This window comes from Curtobacterium sp. Arg-1 (assembly GCF_025643395.1).
Classification (GTDB): Bacteria; Actinomycetota; Actinomycetes; order Actinomycetales; family Microbacteriaceae; genus Curtobacterium; species Curtobacterium poinsettiae.
In genome coordinates, this window is the sequence record NZ_CP095731.1 from 2,871,775 (window position 1) to 2,887,619 (window position 15,845).

General features: G+C 72.0%; 16 protein-coding genes. 11 read left to right on the plus strand and 5 right to left on the minus strand.

The genetic code is table 11. The features are described 5' to 3' along the window. Positions 1 to 912, plus strand: a complete 912-nt coding sequence (locus tag MXD64_RS13585) for a carbohydrate ABC transporter permease (RefSeq protein WP_056070327.1) — start codon at positions 1 to 3, stop codon at positions 910 to 912. Positions 913 to 1,056: 144 nt separating this feature from the next. Here MXD64_RS13585 and MXD64_RS13590 read toward each other — a convergent pair whose 3' ends face one another. Continuing rightward, the gene (locus tag MXD64_RS13590; protein ID WP_159556009.1) at positions 1,057 to 1,887 is read right to left on the minus strand and encodes a siderophore-interacting protein; all 831 of its coding nucleotides are present in this window, start codon (positions 1,885 to 1,887) and stop codon (positions 1,057 to 1,059) included. A gap of 28 nt (positions 1,888 to 1,915) precedes the next feature. Here MXD64_RS13590 and MXD64_RS13595 point away from each other — a divergent pair, with 28 nt between their 5' ends. Genes MXD64_RS13595 through MXD64_RS13610 form a run of 4 tightly spaced genes read left to right on the plus strand, consistent with a single transcriptional unit; the run spans position 1,916 to position 6,130 of the window. Next, a complete protein-coding gene (locus MXD64_RS13595; protein ID WP_231564117.1) occupies positions 1,916 to 3,019 on the plus strand; it encodes a FecCD family ABC transporter permease in 1,104 nt (367 codons plus the stop codon). A 50-nt stretch (positions 3,020 to 3,069) separates the two neighbouring features. Next, positions 3,070 to 4,176: a FecCD family ABC transporter permease gene (locus MXD64_RS13600; protein WP_263136573.1), complete on the plus strand. Its 1,107-nt coding sequence runs from the start codon at positions 3,070 to 3,072 to the stop codon at positions 4,174 to 4,176. Further along, complete coding sequence (locus MXD64_RS13605) at positions 4,173 to 5,099, plus strand: ABC transporter ATP-binding protein (RefSeq protein WP_263136574.1); 927 nt, start codon at positions 4,173 to 4,175, stop codon at positions 5,097 to 5,099. The genes MXD64_RS13600 and MXD64_RS13605 overlap by 4 nt, the downstream gene beginning before the upstream one ends. An 11-nt stretch (positions 5,100 to 5,110) precedes the next feature. Then, entirely contained in the window at positions 5,111 to 6,130 is a 1,020-nt protein-coding gene (locus MXD64_RS13610; protein ID WP_159556011.1) for an ABC transporter substrate-binding protein, read from the plus strand. A gap of 81 nt (positions 6,131 to 6,211) precedes the next feature. Here MXD64_RS13610 and MXD64_RS13615 read toward each other — a convergent pair whose 3' ends face one another. Continuing rightward, positions 6,212 to 8,266 carry a transglycosylase domain-containing protein gene (locus MXD64_RS13615; protein ID WP_263136575.1) on the minus strand — a complete coding sequence of 685 codons (2,055 nt, stop codon included), beginning with the start codon at positions 8,264 to 8,266 and terminating at the stop codon, positions 6,212 to 6,214. A 166-nt stretch (positions 8,267 to 8,432) separates the two neighbouring features. Here MXD64_RS13615 and MXD64_RS13620 point away from each other — a divergent pair, with 166 nt between their 5' ends. Together MXD64_RS13620 and MXD64_RS13625 are read left to right on the plus strand one after the other, a co-directional pair. After that, positions 8,433 to 9,002: a GNAT family N-acetyltransferase gene (locus MXD64_RS13620; RefSeq protein WP_031260377.1), complete on the plus strand. Its 570-nt coding sequence runs from the start codon at positions 8,433 to 8,435 to the stop codon at positions 9,000 to 9,002. Positions 9,003 to 9,057: 55 nt separating this feature from the next. Further along, positions 9,058 to 9,249, plus strand: a complete 192-nt coding sequence (locus MXD64_RS13625; protein ID WP_140448862.1) for a hypothetical protein — start codon at positions 9,058 to 9,060, stop codon at positions 9,247 to 9,249. A 57-nt stretch (positions 9,250 to 9,306) separates the two neighbouring features. Here MXD64_RS13625 and MXD64_RS13630 read toward each other — a convergent pair whose 3' ends face one another. Continuing rightward, the gene (locus MXD64_RS13630) at positions 9,307 to 9,801 is read right to left on the minus strand and encodes a MarR family winged helix-turn-helix transcriptional regulator (protein WP_111109919.1); all 495 of its coding nucleotides are present in this window, start codon (positions 9,799 to 9,801) and stop codon (positions 9,307 to 9,309) included. Between the two features lie 103 nt (positions 9,802 to 9,904). On the opposite strand from MXD64_RS13630, the gene MXD64_RS13635 reads away from it, so the two are divergent. Together MXD64_RS13635 and MXD64_RS13640 are read left to right on the plus strand one after the other, a co-directional pair. Next, a complete protein-coding gene (locus tag MXD64_RS13635) occupies positions 9,905 to 10,837 on the plus strand; it encodes an NADP-dependent oxidoreductase (protein ID WP_263136576.1) in 933 nt (310 codons plus the stop codon). Positions 10,838 to 10,893: 56 nt separating this feature from the next. Continuing rightward, positions 10,894 to 11,883, plus strand: a complete 990-nt coding sequence (locus tag MXD64_RS13640; protein WP_263136578.1) for an alpha/beta hydrolase — start codon at positions 10,894 to 10,896, stop codon at positions 11,881 to 11,883. A 28-nt stretch (positions 11,884 to 11,911) separates the two neighbouring features. On the opposite strand, the gene bla is transcribed toward MXD64_RS13640, so the two are convergent. Beyond that, positions 11,912 to 12,856: a class A beta-lactamase gene (bla, locus tag MXD64_RS13645; protein WP_159556015.1), complete on the minus strand. Its 945-nt coding sequence runs from the start codon at positions 12,854 to 12,856 to the stop codon at positions 11,912 to 11,914. Between the two features lie 42 nt (positions 12,857 to 12,898). On the opposite strand from bla, the gene MXD64_RS13650 reads away from it, so the two are divergent. Beyond that, the gene (locus tag MXD64_RS13650) at positions 12,899 to 13,456 is read left to right on the plus strand and encodes a GNAT family N-acetyltransferase (RefSeq protein WP_263136579.1); all 558 of its coding nucleotides are present in this window, start codon (positions 12,899 to 12,901) and stop codon (positions 13,454 to 13,456) included. Between the two features lie 84 nt (positions 13,457 to 13,540). On the opposite strand, the gene MXD64_RS13655 is transcribed toward MXD64_RS13650, so the two are convergent. Continuing rightward, positions 13,541 to 15,022: a mannitol dehydrogenase family protein gene (locus tag MXD64_RS13655; protein WP_071251951.1), complete on the minus strand. Its 1,482-nt coding sequence runs from the start codon at positions 15,020 to 15,022 to the stop codon at positions 13,541 to 13,543. A 161-nt stretch (positions 15,023 to 15,183) separates the two neighbouring features. On the opposite strand from MXD64_RS13655, the gene MXD64_RS13660 reads away from it, so the two are divergent. Beyond that, on the plus strand, positions 15,184 to 15,822 hold the full coding sequence (locus MXD64_RS13660) for a TetR/AcrR family transcriptional regulator (protein WP_017888359.1): 639 nt from the start codon (positions 15,184 to 15,186) through the stop codon (positions 15,820 to 15,822). Positions 15,823 to 15,845 lie beyond the last annotated feature (23 nt).

Genomic DNA, 15,845 nt, shown 5'->3' on the forward strand with positions numbered 1-15,845 from the left:
ATGACCGCCACCGAGAGCATCACCACCGGCCGGAAGCTCCGCACCGGGGTCTCGTCCGCCGCTCCCACGAGCGCCGCCAAGATCGGTGTCAGCGGGCGCGGCTTCACGATCGCGTCGGGCATCATCCTGACGATCTTCGCGATCATCTGGCTCATCCCGAGCGTGTTCGCGCTCAAGACGTCGCTGTCCGACAACGGTGTCGCCGCGCTCGGCGCGAACTCGATCCTGTCGAACTGGAACCCGACGCTGCACTCGTACGCGTCGCTGTTCCAAGCCGGCGACATCTGGAACTGGTACCTGGCCAGCGGCATCACGAGCGTCGTGACCGCGGTGCTCACCGTGCTGTTCGCCTCGATGGCGGCGTTCGCGCTGTCGCGGCTGGTGTTCCGCGGCCGGAACATCGCGTTCCTGCTCATCATCCTGGGCATCATGATCCCGACCCAGGTGCTGATCATCCCGATCTTCCAGGAGCTCAACGCGGTCGGCCTGCTCAACACGTACTGGTCGGTGATCTTCCCGCAGGTGCCCGCCGTGATCGCGGTGTTCATCTTCAAGCAGTTCTTCGACGGCATCCCGAAGGAGCTCGAAGAGGCTGCGCGCATCGACGGCGCCGGCATCTGGAAGGTCTACTGGTCGGTCATCCTGCCGCTGTCGCGTCCGGTGATCGCAGCGGTGACGATCCTGACCTTCGTCGGGGTGTGGAACAACCTGCTGCTGCCGCTGTTCGTGCTGTCCAACCCGGACCTCATGACGATCCCGGTCGGGCTCGCCACGGTCCAGGGCAGCTTCGGGCAGCGCTACGCCGACATCCAGGCTGGTGCACTCCTGGCGGCGTTGCCGCTGATCATCCTCTACCTGATCTTCCAGCGGCAGATCGTGGAGGGCGTGACGGGCTCGGGCCTCAAGGGCTGACGCGGCCCCACCACGGACGGGAGGCCCGGTGCCAGCTTGCACCGGGCCTCCCGTCCGTCCGTTGGTCGCGCCACGGGCGCGGCGCACCTGGCGAGGGCGGGCGTACCTGGCGGGACGGGGCACACCTGCCAGGCAGCACGCGGGTCAGGCGCGGACGGAGACCTTCGTCTCGTGCTTCCAGAACCCGGAGAACGTGATGCGCGACTTCGGCAGACCGGCACGGTGCAGGTGGCGGCGGCCCTCGGTGGCGAGCTTCGACTCCCCCACGACGAACGCGTAGCCCCTGTCGTCGGACGGCACGTGCCGCTGCAGCTCCGCGAGGGCGCCGCTGCCGGGGACCGCGCCCGGCTGCCGGACGATCCACGTCACCTGCACGCCGGTGGGGGCGTCGAGGTCACGGATGTCGGCGGCGGTCGGGACCTCTTGGATGATGCGGCCGACGGTGTCGCGCGGCAACGACTCGGCGATGCCGACGATGCCGGGCAGGCCGGTCTCCTCCGCCGCGACGACGACCTCGCTGGTGCCGGCCGGGACGTCGAAGATGCAGCCCTGGTCGAGCATCGCGAGCTCTTCGCCGGGGCGGGCGGAGCAGGCCCAGATCGCGGCACGGCCCTCGAGCTGACCGCGGTGGTCCAGGTGCACGACGAAGTCGATGTCGAGCTCGGCGGTGCCGTCGGCGAGCAGCCGGTACGCGGCGACGGTGTAGTTCGCGCAGTGCGGGCGGATGTCCTCGGGGATGCCGAGGAACGTCGGCCACCACTTCTTGCCGTCCAGGTCGGGCATCCGGAAGGCGTCCTGGTCGGGGCGCCGGACGAACAGGCGGAACCAGTGGTCGAAACCGAGGTAGCCGAACTCGTGCAGGTCGTCGCCGGTGACGGTGACACGCTGCATCGAGGGGGTCACCCGCTGGGTCCGGAGGACACGGGCGCGGAAGAGCCGGGGGTTCGTCGGCAGGAGCCGCGGGGTCTTCGCCATGAGGCAAGGCTAACCTAAGATGACTTCCGTGCCAGCCCCCAATCCCGTTCTGGCTTCCGGTCCGGAGGCCCCCGAACCCGTCGTGTCCAGCGCCCGGGACGGCGACGCGTCCCGCGCCCTCGGTGTGCACCGGACCGCGATGCGGCGACGGACCGCGGTCATCATCGGCCTCGTCGTCGCCCTGGTCCTCGTCGCCGTGGCGAGCATGCTGCTCGGCAGCAACCGCATCGGCGTCGCCGAGGTGTGGGCGGGGCTCACGCGCACCGGATCGAGCACCGACGAGGCGATCGTGTGGGGCTCCCGCATCCCGCGCACGCTCATCGGCGCAGCGGTCGGCGCGGCCCTCGGCATCGCCGGACTGCTCATGCAGGGACACACCCGCAACCCACTCGCCGACCCCGGTCTGTTCGGCGTCTCGTCGGGCGCGGGGCTCGCGGTGGTGCTCGGCGTCTACGTGTTCGGGGTGACGAGCACGAGCGCGACCGTCTGGTTCGCACTGGTCGGGGCCCTGGTCGCCAGCGTCGTCGTCTTCTCGGTGACGATCGCCGGCAGCGGCACGGCCAGCCCGGTGCCGCTCGCCCTCGCCGGCGCCGCGGTCTCGGCGCTGCTCGCCGCCCTGACCTCGTTCGTCGTGCTGACCGACCAGGCGTCGCTCGACGCGTACCGGCTCTGGGTCGTCGGGTCGCTCGCCGCACGCCAGCTCGACATCCTCGGGGCGGTGTGGCCGTTCCTGGCCGCCGGACTCGTGCTCGCGGTGCTGAACGTCCGCGCCCTCGACGCCCTCGGGCTCGGGTCGGAGCTGGCGAAGGGCCTGGGCGAGAACGTGCTCGTCGCCCGGCTGGTCGGCCTGGGAGGGATCACGCTGCTCGCCGCCGGGGCGACCGCAGCGGCCGGCCCGATCGGCTTCGTCGGCCTGACGGTCCCGCACGTCGCCCGCGCGCTCGTCGGCACCGGACACCGCTGGACGCTGCCGGTGTCCGGTCTGGTCGGCGCCGCCCTCGTGCTGGTCGCCGACGTCATCGGTCGCCTGATCGGCGGGTTCTCCGAGGTCGAGGTCGGCATCGTGCTCGCCGTCATCGGGGGCCCGGTGTTCGTCGCCGTGGCCCGCCGCCGATCGCTGGTGTCGCTGTGAGCGGGGCAGCGGTGCGCAGCAGCGGGAGGACGCCCGGCAGCACCACCGGCATGCCCGGCAGTACACCCGGTGCGCCGGGCACGAACGGCCCCGCGGCCCGCACCCCCGGCCGTGCCGGCATCCGCATCGGCCCCGTCGGCCTCGCCTGGCGCCCCCGGGTGTTCTGGTACACCGTCGCGTCGCTCGCCACCGTCCTGGTGCTCATCGTCCTCGGCACCGCGGTCGGCTCGACGTGGATCGCGCCCGGGGTCGTCATCCGGTCCCTGCTCGGGCTGGAGACCGGTCCCGACGCCTTCATCATCACCACCCTGCGCCTGCCCCGCGTGCTGACCGGCGCACTCGTCGGCCTGACCCTCGGGGTCGCCGGGGCACTGACCCAGACCTTCACGCGGAACCCCCTCGGCACCCCGGACATCATCGGCGTCACCGCGGGCGCGAGCGTCGGTGCGGTCGCCGCGATCGTGCTGGGCGGCGGGACGTACTCGGTGTCGTCCCTGGTGCTCGGTGGCGGGATCCCGGTGGCCGCCACGATCGGCGCCCTGGTCGCAGCGGTCCTGGTCTACGGCCTGGGTTGGCGCGGTGGCGTGCAGAGCTACCGGCTCGTGCTGGTCGGCATCGGCGTGAGCGCGACCCTCGACGCCGTGACCAGCTACCTGCTCGTCCGGGCGAAGATCACGGTCGCGACCGCGGCCTCGCAGTGGCTGGTCGGCAGCCTGTCGAGCACCTCGTGGGAGAGCGTCTGGCCGCTGCTCCTGGTGGCCGTGGTCGCGGTGCCGATCGCACTCGCGACGAGTGCGGCACTCGGCATCGGGCAGCTCGGCGACGAGGTCGCGACCGGCGTCGGACTCTCCGTCCAGCGACACCGGCTGCTCGTCATCGCACTCGCGGTCGTGCTGACCGCCGCCGCCGTGGCCGCCGCGGGACCGGTGGGCTTCGTCGCGTTCGTCGTGCCGCAGGTCGGGCTCCGGCTCGCCGGCACGAACCGGCCGCCGCTGCTGCTCGCCGGTGCTCTGGGAGCCGTGCTCGTGCTCGCCGCCGACCTGCTGTCCCGTTCCGCGTTCCCGTGGCAGGTGCCGGTCGGCATCATCACCACCGTGATCGGGGCGCCGTACCTGATCTGGCTCCTCGTCCGTCACCGCAAGGAGATGTCCCGATGACAACAGCGCACGACCGCGACCACCAGCACGAGCACGAGCACGAGCACGAGCACGACAGCGTGCTCGAAGCCCAGGGCCTGTCCGTCGGCTACGACCGCCAGCCGGTCCTGCGCGACCTGCACCTGCGCATCGAACGCAGCACCGTCACGACGTTCCTCGGCGCGAACGGCTGCGGCAAGTCGACCCTGCTCAAGGCGTTCGGCCGCGTGCTCAAGCCGCAGGCCGGCGAGGTCCTGCTCGACGGCGCCCCGATCCGCAAGGAGCCGAACCGCCAGGTCGCCCGCAAGCTCGCGATCCTGCCGCAGTCCCCCGTCGCCCCGGCCGGCACCAGCGTGCTCGACCTGGTGATGCGCGGCCGGAACCCGCACCAGTCGTGGGCGAAGCCATGGACCGCCGAGGACGCCGCCGTCGCCGAGGACGCGATCGCCGCCACCGGCCTGACCGAGGTCGCGCACCGTGACGTCACGAGCCTGTCCGGCGGACAGCGCCAGCGCGCCTGGATCGCCATGGTCGTCGCGCAGCAGGCCGAGACGCTCCTGCTCGACGAGCCGACGACCTACCTGGACCTCGCGCACCAGCTCGAGGTCCTGCGGCTCGTCCGACGGCTGAACCGCGAGCAGGGGTCGACGATCGTGATGGTGCTGCACGACCTGTCGCTGGCGGCGCGGTACTCGGACCGGCTCGTGGTGCTGCACGACGGCGGGGTCGTGGCCGACGGCACACCGCACGAGGTCCTCACCCCGGCACTGCTCGAGCACGCGTTCGGCCTGCACGCCCGGGTGTTCCCCGACCCCGTGACCGGTGCGCCGATGATCGTGCCCGAAGCGGACGAGCACGACCCGGTCCCGCACGCCCCGGCCGAGCACACCGTCACACGCACGAAAACCGAAGACGTGCTGGCGAGTGCCGCAAAGTTAGGTTAGCCTCTCCTAATGTGAAGACCTCCCGACGTGGCCACCTGCGCGCCGCCCTCCTGACCTCCGTGACCGTCTCGGCACTCCTCCTGACCGGCTGCTCGAGCACCGGCAACTCGAACGACTCCGACTCCGACGGCGGCACCGCCGCGTCGAAGGCGTGGTCGTACCAGGACGCCACCGGCGCGACCGTCAAGGTCGACCACACGCCGAAGCGCGTCGTCGTGCTGAACGACATCGCCCTGTCGTTCATCGAGTACGGCCTCAAGCCCGTCGGCACCTTCGGGCAGCTGACGATGGCGAAGGACGCCCGGTTCAAGGGCCTCGACACCGACGGCATCACCCAGCTCGGCACCGCCTACGGCGACATCGACCTCGAGCAGCTCGCCGCGCTGAAGCCCGACCTCGTCGTGACCTCGGTCTACCCGACCGACGCGAAGGGCACGCTCGACACCAAGCAGCCCGGCTACGGCTTCAAGGACAAGGCGCAGGAGAAGCAGATCAAGGCGATCGCGCCGGTCGCCGAGGTGAAGTGGGGCGGCAAGGGCGAGGACGTCATCGAGGAGATCGCGAAGCTCTCCGAGTCGCTCGGCGCGAAGGAGTCGACGGTCGACGCCGCCGAGAAGCGCTTCGACACCGCCGCCGACGAGCTCGAGAAGGTCTCGAAGGACACGGACCTGTCGGTCGTCTCGATGTACGCCGACGGTGACGGCGCGTACGTCACCCGCCCGACCGACGAGCCGTCGCTGCAGATGTACGCGTCGTACGGGGTCGACTTCGTCAACCCGAAGCCGAAGGGCTTCTACTGGGGCATCTACTCGTGGGAGAACGCCGGTCAGATCACCGGTGACGTGCTGCTGCTGTCGCAGCAGGGCTACCAGGTCGCCGACCTCGAGAAGCAGCCGACCTTCGCCGACAACGCCGCGCTCAAGGCCGGCCAGGTCCACAGCTGGACGTTCCCGGCCCTCGACTACACGTCGCAGGCCGACTACATGACCAAGCTCGCGGGCTGGCTCGAGGACAGCAAGAAGCTGTCGTAGGACGCAACCGAGAACCGGCCTGGAGGCGCGGTGCCAGCTGGCACCGCGCCTCCAGGCCGTTCGTGGCTGCGTTCCGGGCCGTCAGCCGACCGGCAGCGCCGCGTTCACCGCCGTCTGCGCGTCGCGCCAGACGGCCGCACGCGACCCGGCGTAGGTGCCGCCCTGGCCGTTGGAGAACGTCCGCAGGTTGTGCTTCGCGCCGTCCGTGTTGCCCTGCCAGTAGGCGGTGACGGCACCCGAGGTCCCGCCCACCAACCACACCTGGTCGGCCGCGTCCGTGGTGCCGGTCTTGCCGAACAGTGTCGCGCCGTCGGGGGTCTGCCCACCGCTCGCCGTCCCGCCGCGGAAGGCGCCCTGCATGACGTCGAACGCGGTGGCCGCGGTCTGCCGGGACACCGCCTGCGTGCACGAGCGGGGCTGTCCGCCGAGCTCCTCACCGTCGGGCGCGACGACCTGGTCGATCACCACGGGTGCGCAGAACCGCCCGCCGTTCGCGATGCCGGCGTAGGCCGAGGCCATCGTGAGCGGGGCGATGCTCTCGGTGCCGAGCAACGACCCCGGGTTCCACGGCAGTTCGCCGCCGCTCGCCAGGTGCACCCCCAGCCGCTCGGCCACGTCGCGGATGTCGCACAGGTCGAGCTGCTCGGCCATCGACTGGTACGCGGCGTTGACGGACTGCGCCGTCGCCGACCGGACCGAGTACGGACCACGCTGCCCGGCTGAGTCGTTCTTCGGCTGCCAGAACGCCGAGGCGGGTTCCCCGCACGCGGTCCACTCGCTGTGCGGGTGCGGCGTGCCGTCCACGACGGTGTCCGGGCTGCGGCCGGCCTCGATCCACGCGAGCAGGGTGAACATCTTGTAGGTCGACCCGGTCTGGAAGCCGGTGGAGCTGCCGTCCGCCTCGTCGGTGGCGTAGTTCAGCGAGGTCGCGGTGCGGGGCGCGTCGGACGAGCGGTCGTGGTCGGTGTTCTGTGCCATCGTCAGCACGCGGCCCGTCCCTGCCTCGACCGTGTTGAACGTGGCCCCGAGTGCCAGCCGGGTCTCGGTCTTCGGGTCGTACCGGTCGAGCAGCCGCTTCTGTTCCGCGTTCAGGTCGAGGTCGAGCGTGGTCTGGATCCGGTACCCGCCGGTGCGCCAGGCGTCCGCCCGCTGCTGCTTCGTCGCGCCGAGCTGCGGGAGCCGCTGAGCGATGGTCTCCGCGTGGTCGCAGAAGAACGCAGCGCCCACCTCGACCGCCTCGCACCCCTGCTGCGGTGCCGTCAGGTGCACGGAGTCGGCGACACGGGACAGCCGAGCCGTGCGGTACTCCTCGGCCGACAGGTGCCCCTGCTCGTGCATCGACCGCAGGATCACGTTCCGCCGGGCGGCGTTGTCGCGGTGGTGGTCCGGCGTCGACAGGTCCCGTCGTTCCGGCCACTGCACGATCGCGATGAGCGACGCCGCCTCGGCCGGGGTCAGGTCGCTCGCCGACTTGCCGTAGTAGTGCTGCGCCGCCGACTGCACGCCGTAGGTCTGGTCGCCGAAGTAGGCGATGTTCAGGTACGCCGCCAGGATCTGCCGCTTCGTGTACTGCTTCGCCAGGCTGATCGCGAGCTTCATCTCGGCGAGCTTGCGCTGCGGCGTCCGCCTGGTCGCCTCCTCGTACCCGGCCTCGCGCTCCTCGGCGGTGGGCAGTTCGCTGGCCTGCTGGATCTTGATGTTCCGCACGAGCTGCATCGTCAGGGTCGAACCACCCGACCCGCCCTCGGTCCCGGACGTGGCGACGCTCACGAGCGACCGGACGACGGACGTCGCGTCGACGCCGCCGGTCTCGTAGAACCGCTTGTCCTCGCCGTCCACCGCGGCGTGCTCCAGGTGGTCGCTGATCTGCTCGAGCGTGAGCTCCTGGCGGTCCTGGTCCCACACGTTCGCCAGGTGCACCGGCTCGCCGCCGCGGTACGCCCAGATCTGGTTGCGCTGCGGGAGCTGCCCGATCTCGATGTCCTCCGGCAACGACTCGAACACCCCGATCGCCGAGGTCGTGCCGACGCCGGCGACCGCGATCACCGGCGTCACCCCGACGCTCACCAGCAACCCGGCGAGCACGCTGCCACCCACGAAGCCGAGCGCGGCTCCCCCTGCACGTCGCATCGTCATGTCGTTCCCCCTCGTCCGCGCCACCGTCGGCGCGGTCCGGAGAGGCCCGCAGTCCTGCTCGGGTGGGCGCCGGGACTTCCCCGCGGAACACCGTCGTGTCCGCTGGGAAAGTGCCGGGGTCGGTCGCCGCTCGGCGCTCGCCGCCCGTGCGGAGCATGATCGGCGCATGGAGTACTCGACGGCGATGCTCACCGAGGAGACGTGGCCCGACTTCGCCGCGCTCGTGACCCGCAGCAACGGCGTGTGGGGCGGGTGCTGGTGCATCGGCTTCCACCCGGACGGCCCGCGCGGCACACCGGACCCCACGGTGTCCCACCAGGAGGCGAAGCACCGGCACGTGCGCGACGGCACGAACCACCAGGTGCTCGTCTACGCCGACGGCACCGCGGTCGGCTGGTGCCAGTTCGGACGCCCGGCCGAGCTGCCGACGATCCTGAACCCGGGCGCGTACGCCCGCGACGCCTCGACCCCGCCGGACTGGCGGATCGGCTGCGTGTTCGTGGAGTCCCGGCACCGCGGCCACGGTGTCGCACGTGCCGCGGTCACCACGGCCCTGGACGAGATCCGCCGGGCGGGCGGCGGGACGGTCGAGGCCTACCCGGAGCAGACGGTCGAGCGGAAACCGCAGCGCGGGGCGTACCTGCACACCGGACCGGAAGAACTGTTCACGCAGTTCGGGTTCGTGCGCGACCGCCGCATCGCGAAGTGGCGGTGGGTGATGCGCGCCACCGTGTGACCGATCGTCCCTGCTCGCTCCGCACCACCGGCCGCGCACGCGTACCCTGGGTGCCGTGACACGCACCGCTCCGGTACGACCGCACCGCCTCGCCCTGATCGGCGCCGCCGTGGCCCTGGTGATCGGGGTCGGACTGCTCGTCTCCCCCTGGGACGGGCCGGTCGTCCTGCTCGCCTGGGCGCTCATCGTCGCCGCGGTCGTCCTCGGCGCCATCACGCTGTTCTTCGTGCGGGCTCCCCGCAGCTAGAACGGGGACCCCACCGGCGCGACGATCGGGCGTGACCCGCGCGGTACGACCGTTCCGTCAGCTGCGCCGGCGCGCGCCCGCGGAGCGTGGCGGGTTCGCGCGCAGGTGCTCCGCCGCTCCCCCGAGGATCCGTGCGAGGTCGTCGACGTCCGCGTCGGACATCGACGCGAACAGCAGGGTGTGCAGCGCCTCGATGTGTCCGGGGAAGACCGCGGCGAGGACGTCACGACCGGCCCGGGTGATCGTCACGACCGTGCTGCGTTCGTCGTCCGGCGAGGGACCGCGCGTGACCAGCCCGCGCTGCTCGAGCAGTTGCGCCTGGTAGGTCAGCCCGCTCCGGCTGTACACGACGCCGTCGGCAAGGTCGGTCATGCGCTGCTGCCCGCCCGGAGCGTCACCGAGCCGGGCGAGCAGCTGGAACTGCACGTAGCTCAGGCCGCCCACGTCGCGGAGCTGCCGCTCGACCGCGTGGCGCAGCAGGCTGCTCACCTCGGTGAAGGCGAAGTACGCCCCGAGCTGGGTCGGTGTCAGGGAGTTCGGCGCGTCGGTCACGGGATCCATCCTACCCGTTGCTTCGAGTTCGAAGCAGTGCTAGCGTCATCGTCAGTTGCTTCGAACTCGAAGCACATGGGCAACACCGACGAAGGGCACGATCATGCAGGCAGTACGGTTCCACGAGGTCGGCGGTCCCGAGGTGCTCCGCACCGAGGACGTCGAGCAGCCCACCCCGGGCGCCGGGCAGGTGCGACTGCGCGTCGCCGCCTCGGCGTTCAACGCGGCGGACAACGGGATGCGGGGCGGGTTCCTGCCGATCCCGATCCAGCTGCCGCACGTCCCCGGCTACGACGTGTCCGGCATCGTCGACGCGCTCGGCGACGGCGTCGAGGGGATCGCGGTCGGGGACGCCGTCGTCGCGTTCCTGCCGATGGAGCTCGACGGCGGGGCGGCCGAGTACGTCATCGCCCCGGCGGACGCGGTGGTCGCCGCACCGACGAGCATCCCGTTGCCCGACGCGGCGGCGCTGCCCTCGGTGGCACTCACCGCGTGGCAGGCACTGTTCGACGACGGGCGGCTCGAGGCAGGCCAGCGCGTGCTGGTCATGGGCGCCGGCGGCGTGGTGGGCAAGTACGCGATCCAACTCGCCGTCCGCGCCGGCGTCCACGTCATCGCGACGGCGAGCCCGCGCAGCATCGAGGCCGTCCGGGCGGCCGGTGCCCACGAGGTGATCGACCACACCACGACCGACGTCCGCGCCGCCGTGACGGAGCCGGTCGACGTGCTCCTCAACCTCGCCCCGATCGACCCGAAGGACTTCGCAGCACTCGTCGACGTCGTGCGCGACGGCGGCGCGGTCGTCAGCACCACGGCGTTCATGGCCACGCCGGACGACGAGTCACGCGGGGTCCGGGCGGCGACGGTGTTCGTCCTGCGCAACCGCGAGCGCCTGGCGGAGCTGGTGTCCCTGGTCGACGCCGGGGCGCTCACGGTCGAGGTCACCCGGCGCATCCCGCTGACCGAGCTGCCGTCCCTGCACGACGAGGCGGCCGCGGGACGGATCAGCGGCAAGGTCGTGGTCCTGGCCGGGTGACGGCCGCACACCCCCGCACCAGCACCGCCCGCACCGGCGCCGGATACGCTCGCCGCATGACGGACCAGAGGTGGCACGAGGACGTGCTCGGAGCACCGTACGAGCGGCTCGAACTGCCGCTCGGCACCGACTCCGAGGGCCCCGTCGTCGCCACCCTGGTCCGCCGACGGCACACCCCGACGGACCTGCTGCTGCACGGTCGCGGGCCCCTGCACGGGGTCGACGTGCTCTACGTGCACGGCTGGTCGGACTACTTCTTCCAAGTCGAGCTCGCCGAACGCCTGGAGCGGCTCGGCGCCCGGTTCCACGCGCTGGACCTGCGGAAGTACGGTCGGAGTCTGCGTCCGCACCAGACCCCGGGCATGGTCGACGACCTGGCCGTGTACGACGAGGACATCGCCGCAGCGCTCGACGCGATCTCGGCCGAGCACCCCGGCTCGGACCGCCGCAAGCTCGTGCCGATGGGCCACTCCACGGGCGGTCTGACCCTGTCGCTGTGGGCGGCCCGGCACCCGGAGCTCGTGCACGGCCTGGTGTTGAACAGCCCGTGGCTCGAGTTCCAGGCCACCGCGGTGGGGCGGGCCATCGTCGCACCGGTCATCAGGCTCGGCGCGCGCCGGAACCCGCTCGCGCCGATGCCCGCCGTCGACCCCGGCTTCTACACGCGCACCGTCTCGGCCGAGGGCGAGGGGTCGTGGACCTACGAGCAGCAGTGGCGGCCGGAGCGCGGCTTCCCCCTGCACCCCGGGTGGCTCGCCGCGGTCTTCGACGGTCAGGCAGAGGTCGAGAAGGGGCTCGGCATCACGGTCCCGACCCTGGTGATGCTGAGCGACAAGAGCATGCTCCAGCCGCGGTGGGACCCGGGGATGGCGCGGGCCGACGTCGCCCTGAACGTCGACACGGTGGCGCACCGTGCGCTCTCCCTCGGTGACGAGGTCACGGTCCGCCGGCTCGCGGGGGCCCTGCACGACGTCGTCCTGTCCGCGCCGGACGTCCGGGAACGGGCGTACGACACCATCGGGCGCTGGGCGAGCACACTCCGGTAGTCCCGCGACGCTCCGCGAGGCGTGCGGCTCAGCCGGTCAGCCCGGCCACCGCGGCCCGGGTCGCCGCGGCGACCAGTGCATCCGACGGTTCCGCGGCGGCATCGGCCCGGCTCGTCATCACCACCAGCACGATCGGTGCTCGTCCCGGCGGCGTCACGACCGCGATGTCGTTCCGGACCCCGTAGGACGCCGTGCCGGTCTTGTCGGCGACCCGCCACGACGGGTCCACCCCGGCACGGATCGTCGCGTCCCCGGTCGTGTTGCCGAGCATCGCGTCGCGGAGCACCCGCCGGTCGGCAGCGTCGAGGACGTCCCCGAGCAGCACCGCCCGCAGGTCGGCCGCGAACCGCTCCGGCGTCGTCGTGTCACGCCGGTCGCCCGGCGTCGCCTGGTTCAGGTCGGGTTCGACCCGGTCGACGCGGGTCGTCCGGTCGCCGATGCCGCGCAGCCACCGCTCGACGGCGTCCGGCCCGCCGAGCCGTTCCACCAGCAGGTTGGCAGCGGTGTTGTCGCTGGACCGGAGCGCCGCGTCGATGAGCTCCCGGACCGTCATCCCGGTGTCGACGTGCTCGCTCGTCACGGGCGCGTACTCGAGCAGGTCACCGCGGTCGTAGTGCACGACGGTCGCCAGGTCGGCGTCGGACGAGGCGTCGAGGACCGCCGCCGCGATGAACACCTTCACCGTCGACGCGAACGCGAACCGCTCCCCTGCACGGTGCACGAGTGTCCGGCCGCTGCCGGTGTCGACCGCGGTGATGCCGAGCCGAGCGTCGTACCGCCGCTCGAGCGACGCGAAGGCCCGCGCGGTGGCGGGGTCGGTCGCCGGGTCGGTCGCCGGCGCCGCTGCACCCGGAGCCGACGCAGCGGCAGAAGCAGGAGCCGACGCACCGCCCGGCTCGCCGGAACACCCCACCAGTCCGACCAGCACCAGGGCCGTCAGGGCTGTGGTCGTCGTCCCCGTCCCACCTCGCACGCCCCGAGCCTGCCCGACGACCGTGCAACTACCCTGAGCGGCATGCCAGCTCCCGCCGTCCGACTCACCCGCCTGGACCCCACCGGCGCCGACCGCCCGGAGCTGCTCGCGTTCCTGACGTCCGAGGAGTTCCCGTTCCACGTCCGACGGCGCATCAGCGCGGCCGACGCGGCGAGCGCCGTCGACTCCGGCGCCTACCGCGACGAGGAGCACGACACGTCCTGGCTCGACCACGACGAGCTCGGACGCATCGGGCTGGTCCGCCTCGAGGACCTCGCCGACCCCGTCCCCCTGTTCGACCTGCGCCTGGCCGGTCGGTTCCGGGGCCGCGGCCTCGGGGTCCCCACCCTGCGTGCGGTGACCGACCACGTGTTCACGACGATGCCGGCGATCACGCGCTTCGAGGGCCAGACCCGCGAGGACAACACCGCCATGCGCCGGGTCTTCGTCCGTGCCGGCTGGGTGCAGGAGGCCCACTACCGCGAGGCGTGGCCCGTCGACGGCGGCCCGGCCGTCGGGTCGGTCGGTTACGGCGTGCTGCGTCGCGACTGGGAGACGGGCGAGACCACCCCGGTGCCGTGGGACGACGTCGCGCGGTGAGCGTCTGACGGCAGCCGCCAGCAGGCGGACGGGAGGCCCGTGGCGGCGCCGCCACGGGCCTCCCGTCCGTTCGTCGGTCGCGTCTCAGGACCGCGACAGGCGCGTGACGGTGGCGTGCGCGCCGTCCGCGATGAGCCCGTCCAGGGCGTCGCGGTAGGCGGCGACGAACCGTTCGTCGTCGACCAGGTCGCCGAAGACCTGGCGGTTCGCGATGAAGGCGAGGCGGTCCTCGCGCTGGGTCAGGGCGATGCGGTGCAGGGGCTCGGCGAGCCGGTCGACGATCTCGATGGGCTCGCCGGACTCGTCGGTGCCCTCGTCGTAGCGGGCCCAGGACGCGACGATGCCGGCGGACAGCGTGACGGGCCGACCGGCGGCCAGGTTCTCGCGCACGACGGGGAGCAGCCACTTCGGGATCCGGTCGCTCGACTCGGCGCAGAGCCGGGCGAGGGTGTCGCGCACCTCGGGGTTCTGGAAGCGCTCGATCAGGGTCGACTCGTACTCATCGAGGTCGATGCCGGGCACCGGGTGCAGCGTCGGTGCGCCCTCTTCGTCCATGTAGCGGCGCAGGAAGGTCGCGATCGCCGGGTCCTGTGTGGCCTCGTGCGCGTAGCGGTAGCCGGACAGGTACCCGAAGTAGCAGAGCCCCTGGTGGCTGGCGTTGAGGAGCCGGAGCTTCATGAGTTCGTACGGCTCGACGTCCTCGACGATCTGCACGTCGGCGTCCTGGTAGGGCGGCCGGCCCGCGGGGTGGTCGTCCTCGAGCACCCACTGGAAGAACGGTTCGGCGACGACGGGCCAGGCGTCGTCGATGCCGAGCTCGTCGCGGACCCAGGCGCGGTCCTCGTCGGCCGTGACCGGGGTGATGCGGTCGACCATCGAGTTCGGGAACGCCACGTGCTCGTCCATCCAGTCGGCGAAGGCCGGGTCCTGCAGCCGGGCGTAGGCGGTGAACATCGACCGGGCGACGTGCCCGTTGCCCTGGATGTTGTCGCACGACATCACGGTGAAGGGTTCCAGCCCGCGGTCCCGTCGGCGGCGCAGAGCCTCGACCACCAGGCCGAAGACCGTGCGGGGCGGGCCGTCGCCGCGCCGGTCGGCGGCGACACCCGGCTCGTCGGCGACGAACTCGCCCGTGACGTGGTCGAAGTTGTAGCCGCCCTCGGTGATGGTCAGGCTGACGATCTTCGTGTCCGGGTGCGCCATCTTCTCGACGACGGCGTCGGGGTCGTCGACGGCGAGCAGGTACTCGACGATGCTGCCGACGACGCGGGACTCGCGGGTGCCGTCCGGGTGCTTGAGGACGAGCGTGTACAGGCCGCCCTGCTCGGCCATGGCGGTCGCCATCCGGCGGTCCTGCTCGAGCACGCCGACGCCGCAGATGCCGTACTCGCGGGCCTCGCCCTGCTGCAGGAGCCGGTCGATCACCATCGCCTGGTGCGCGCGGTGGAACCCTCCGACGCCGAAGTGGACGATGCCGGCGGTGATCCCGGCGCGGTCGTAGGTGGGGACGGCGACACCGCTCGCGGCGATCTCGTCGAGGGTCTCCGGGGACAGGCGGACGGGCATCGGGTACTCCTTCGTACGACGGTGGTTCGTCGGTCCAGTCTGGCACCGGACACCTCCGCCTGAACACCGGTGCAGCACAGACGTTCACGCCGGGGGACGAACCTGGGGAAGCACCGAGCCTCATTGCACCGAGTGCATCGATGCACCTAGTGTTCCCTCTCGTGACCATCGTGACCGACCGCCGTGCCGCCCTCAAGGCGAAGCACCGCGCGGCGATCCTGCAGGCCGCCCGCGACCTGATCGACGAGCGCGGCGGACGCGACTTCAGCGTGGACGACCTCGCCGCCCGGGCCGACATCGCCCGGCGCACCGTGTTCAACCACTTCGCCTCGCTCGACGAGGTCCTGTTGGCCGTCTGCGAGCAGGAGCTGTCCGTCATCATCGACCGGTTCCTCGCCGACATGGCCCGGACGCCGGTGGGCGACGGCAGCCGGGCGTCGATGTTTGACGAGCTCGAGTCCGCGGCCCGCGGCGCCGACCTGGCCCCGGCGATCGCCGGCATGTACCGGATCCTCGGCGACCCCGGCAAGGACGACCCGAAGGCCGCGGTCCTGACCCAGACGGCGTTCTCACGCGTGACCGAACGGCTCCGGCACGAGGTCGCCCGGCGCTACCCGGCCGCCGACCCCCTCGACGCAGCGCTGCTCGTCGAAGGCCTCATGAGCGGCATCGTCGTCATCGCGGAGCACTGGCTGGCGACGTCCGGCCCCGACCTCGACCAGCCCGCCCTCGACGCGTGGGACGACCTGCTCGCCCGACTCGTGCACAGCGTCCGCAGCGGCTACATGGCCGACGACTGACACCACCCCACCTCCTCGTCCCC

Bases quoted from the DNA above. Each gene is read 5' to 3' on its own strand.
- MXD64_RS13585 (WP_056070327.1), top strand. From the start codon at position 1: ATGACCGCCACCGAGAGCATCACCACCGGCCGGAAGCTCCGCACCGGG.
- MXD64_RS13590 (WP_159556009.1), bottom strand. From the start codon at position 1,887: ATGGCGAAGACCCCGCGGCTCCTGCCGACGAACCCCCGGCTCTTCCGC.
- MXD64_RS13600 (WP_263136573.1), top strand. From the start codon at position 3,070: ATGCCCGGCAGTACACCCGGTGCGCCGGGCACGAACGGCCCCGCGGCC.
- MXD64_RS13605 (WP_263136574.1), top strand. From the start codon at position 4,173: ATGACAACAGCGCACGACCGCGACCACCAGCACGAGCACGAGCACGAG.
- MXD64_RS13615 (WP_263136575.1), bottom strand. From the start codon at position 8,266: ATGACGATGCGACGTGCAGGGGGAGCCGCGCTCGGCTTCGTGGGTGGC.
- MXD64_RS13620 (WP_031260377.1), top strand. From the start codon at position 8,433: ATGGAGTACTCGACGGCGATGCTCACCGAGGAGACGTGGCCCGACTTC.
- MXD64_RS13635 (WP_263136576.1), top strand. From the start codon at position 9,905: ATGCAGGCAGTACGGTTCCACGAGGTCGGCGGTCCCGAGGTGCTCCGC.
- MXD64_RS13640 (WP_263136578.1), top strand. From the start codon at position 10,894: ATGACGGACCAGAGGTGGCACGAGGACGTGCTCGGAGCACCGTACGAG.
- MXD64_RS13650 (WP_263136579.1), top strand. From the start codon at position 12,899: ATGCCAGCTCCCGCCGTCCGACTCACCCGCCTGGACCCCACCGGCGCC.
- MXD64_RS13655 (WP_071251951.1), bottom strand. From the start codon at position 15,022: ATGCCCGTCCGCCTGTCCCCGGAGACCCTCGACGAGATCGCCGCGAGC.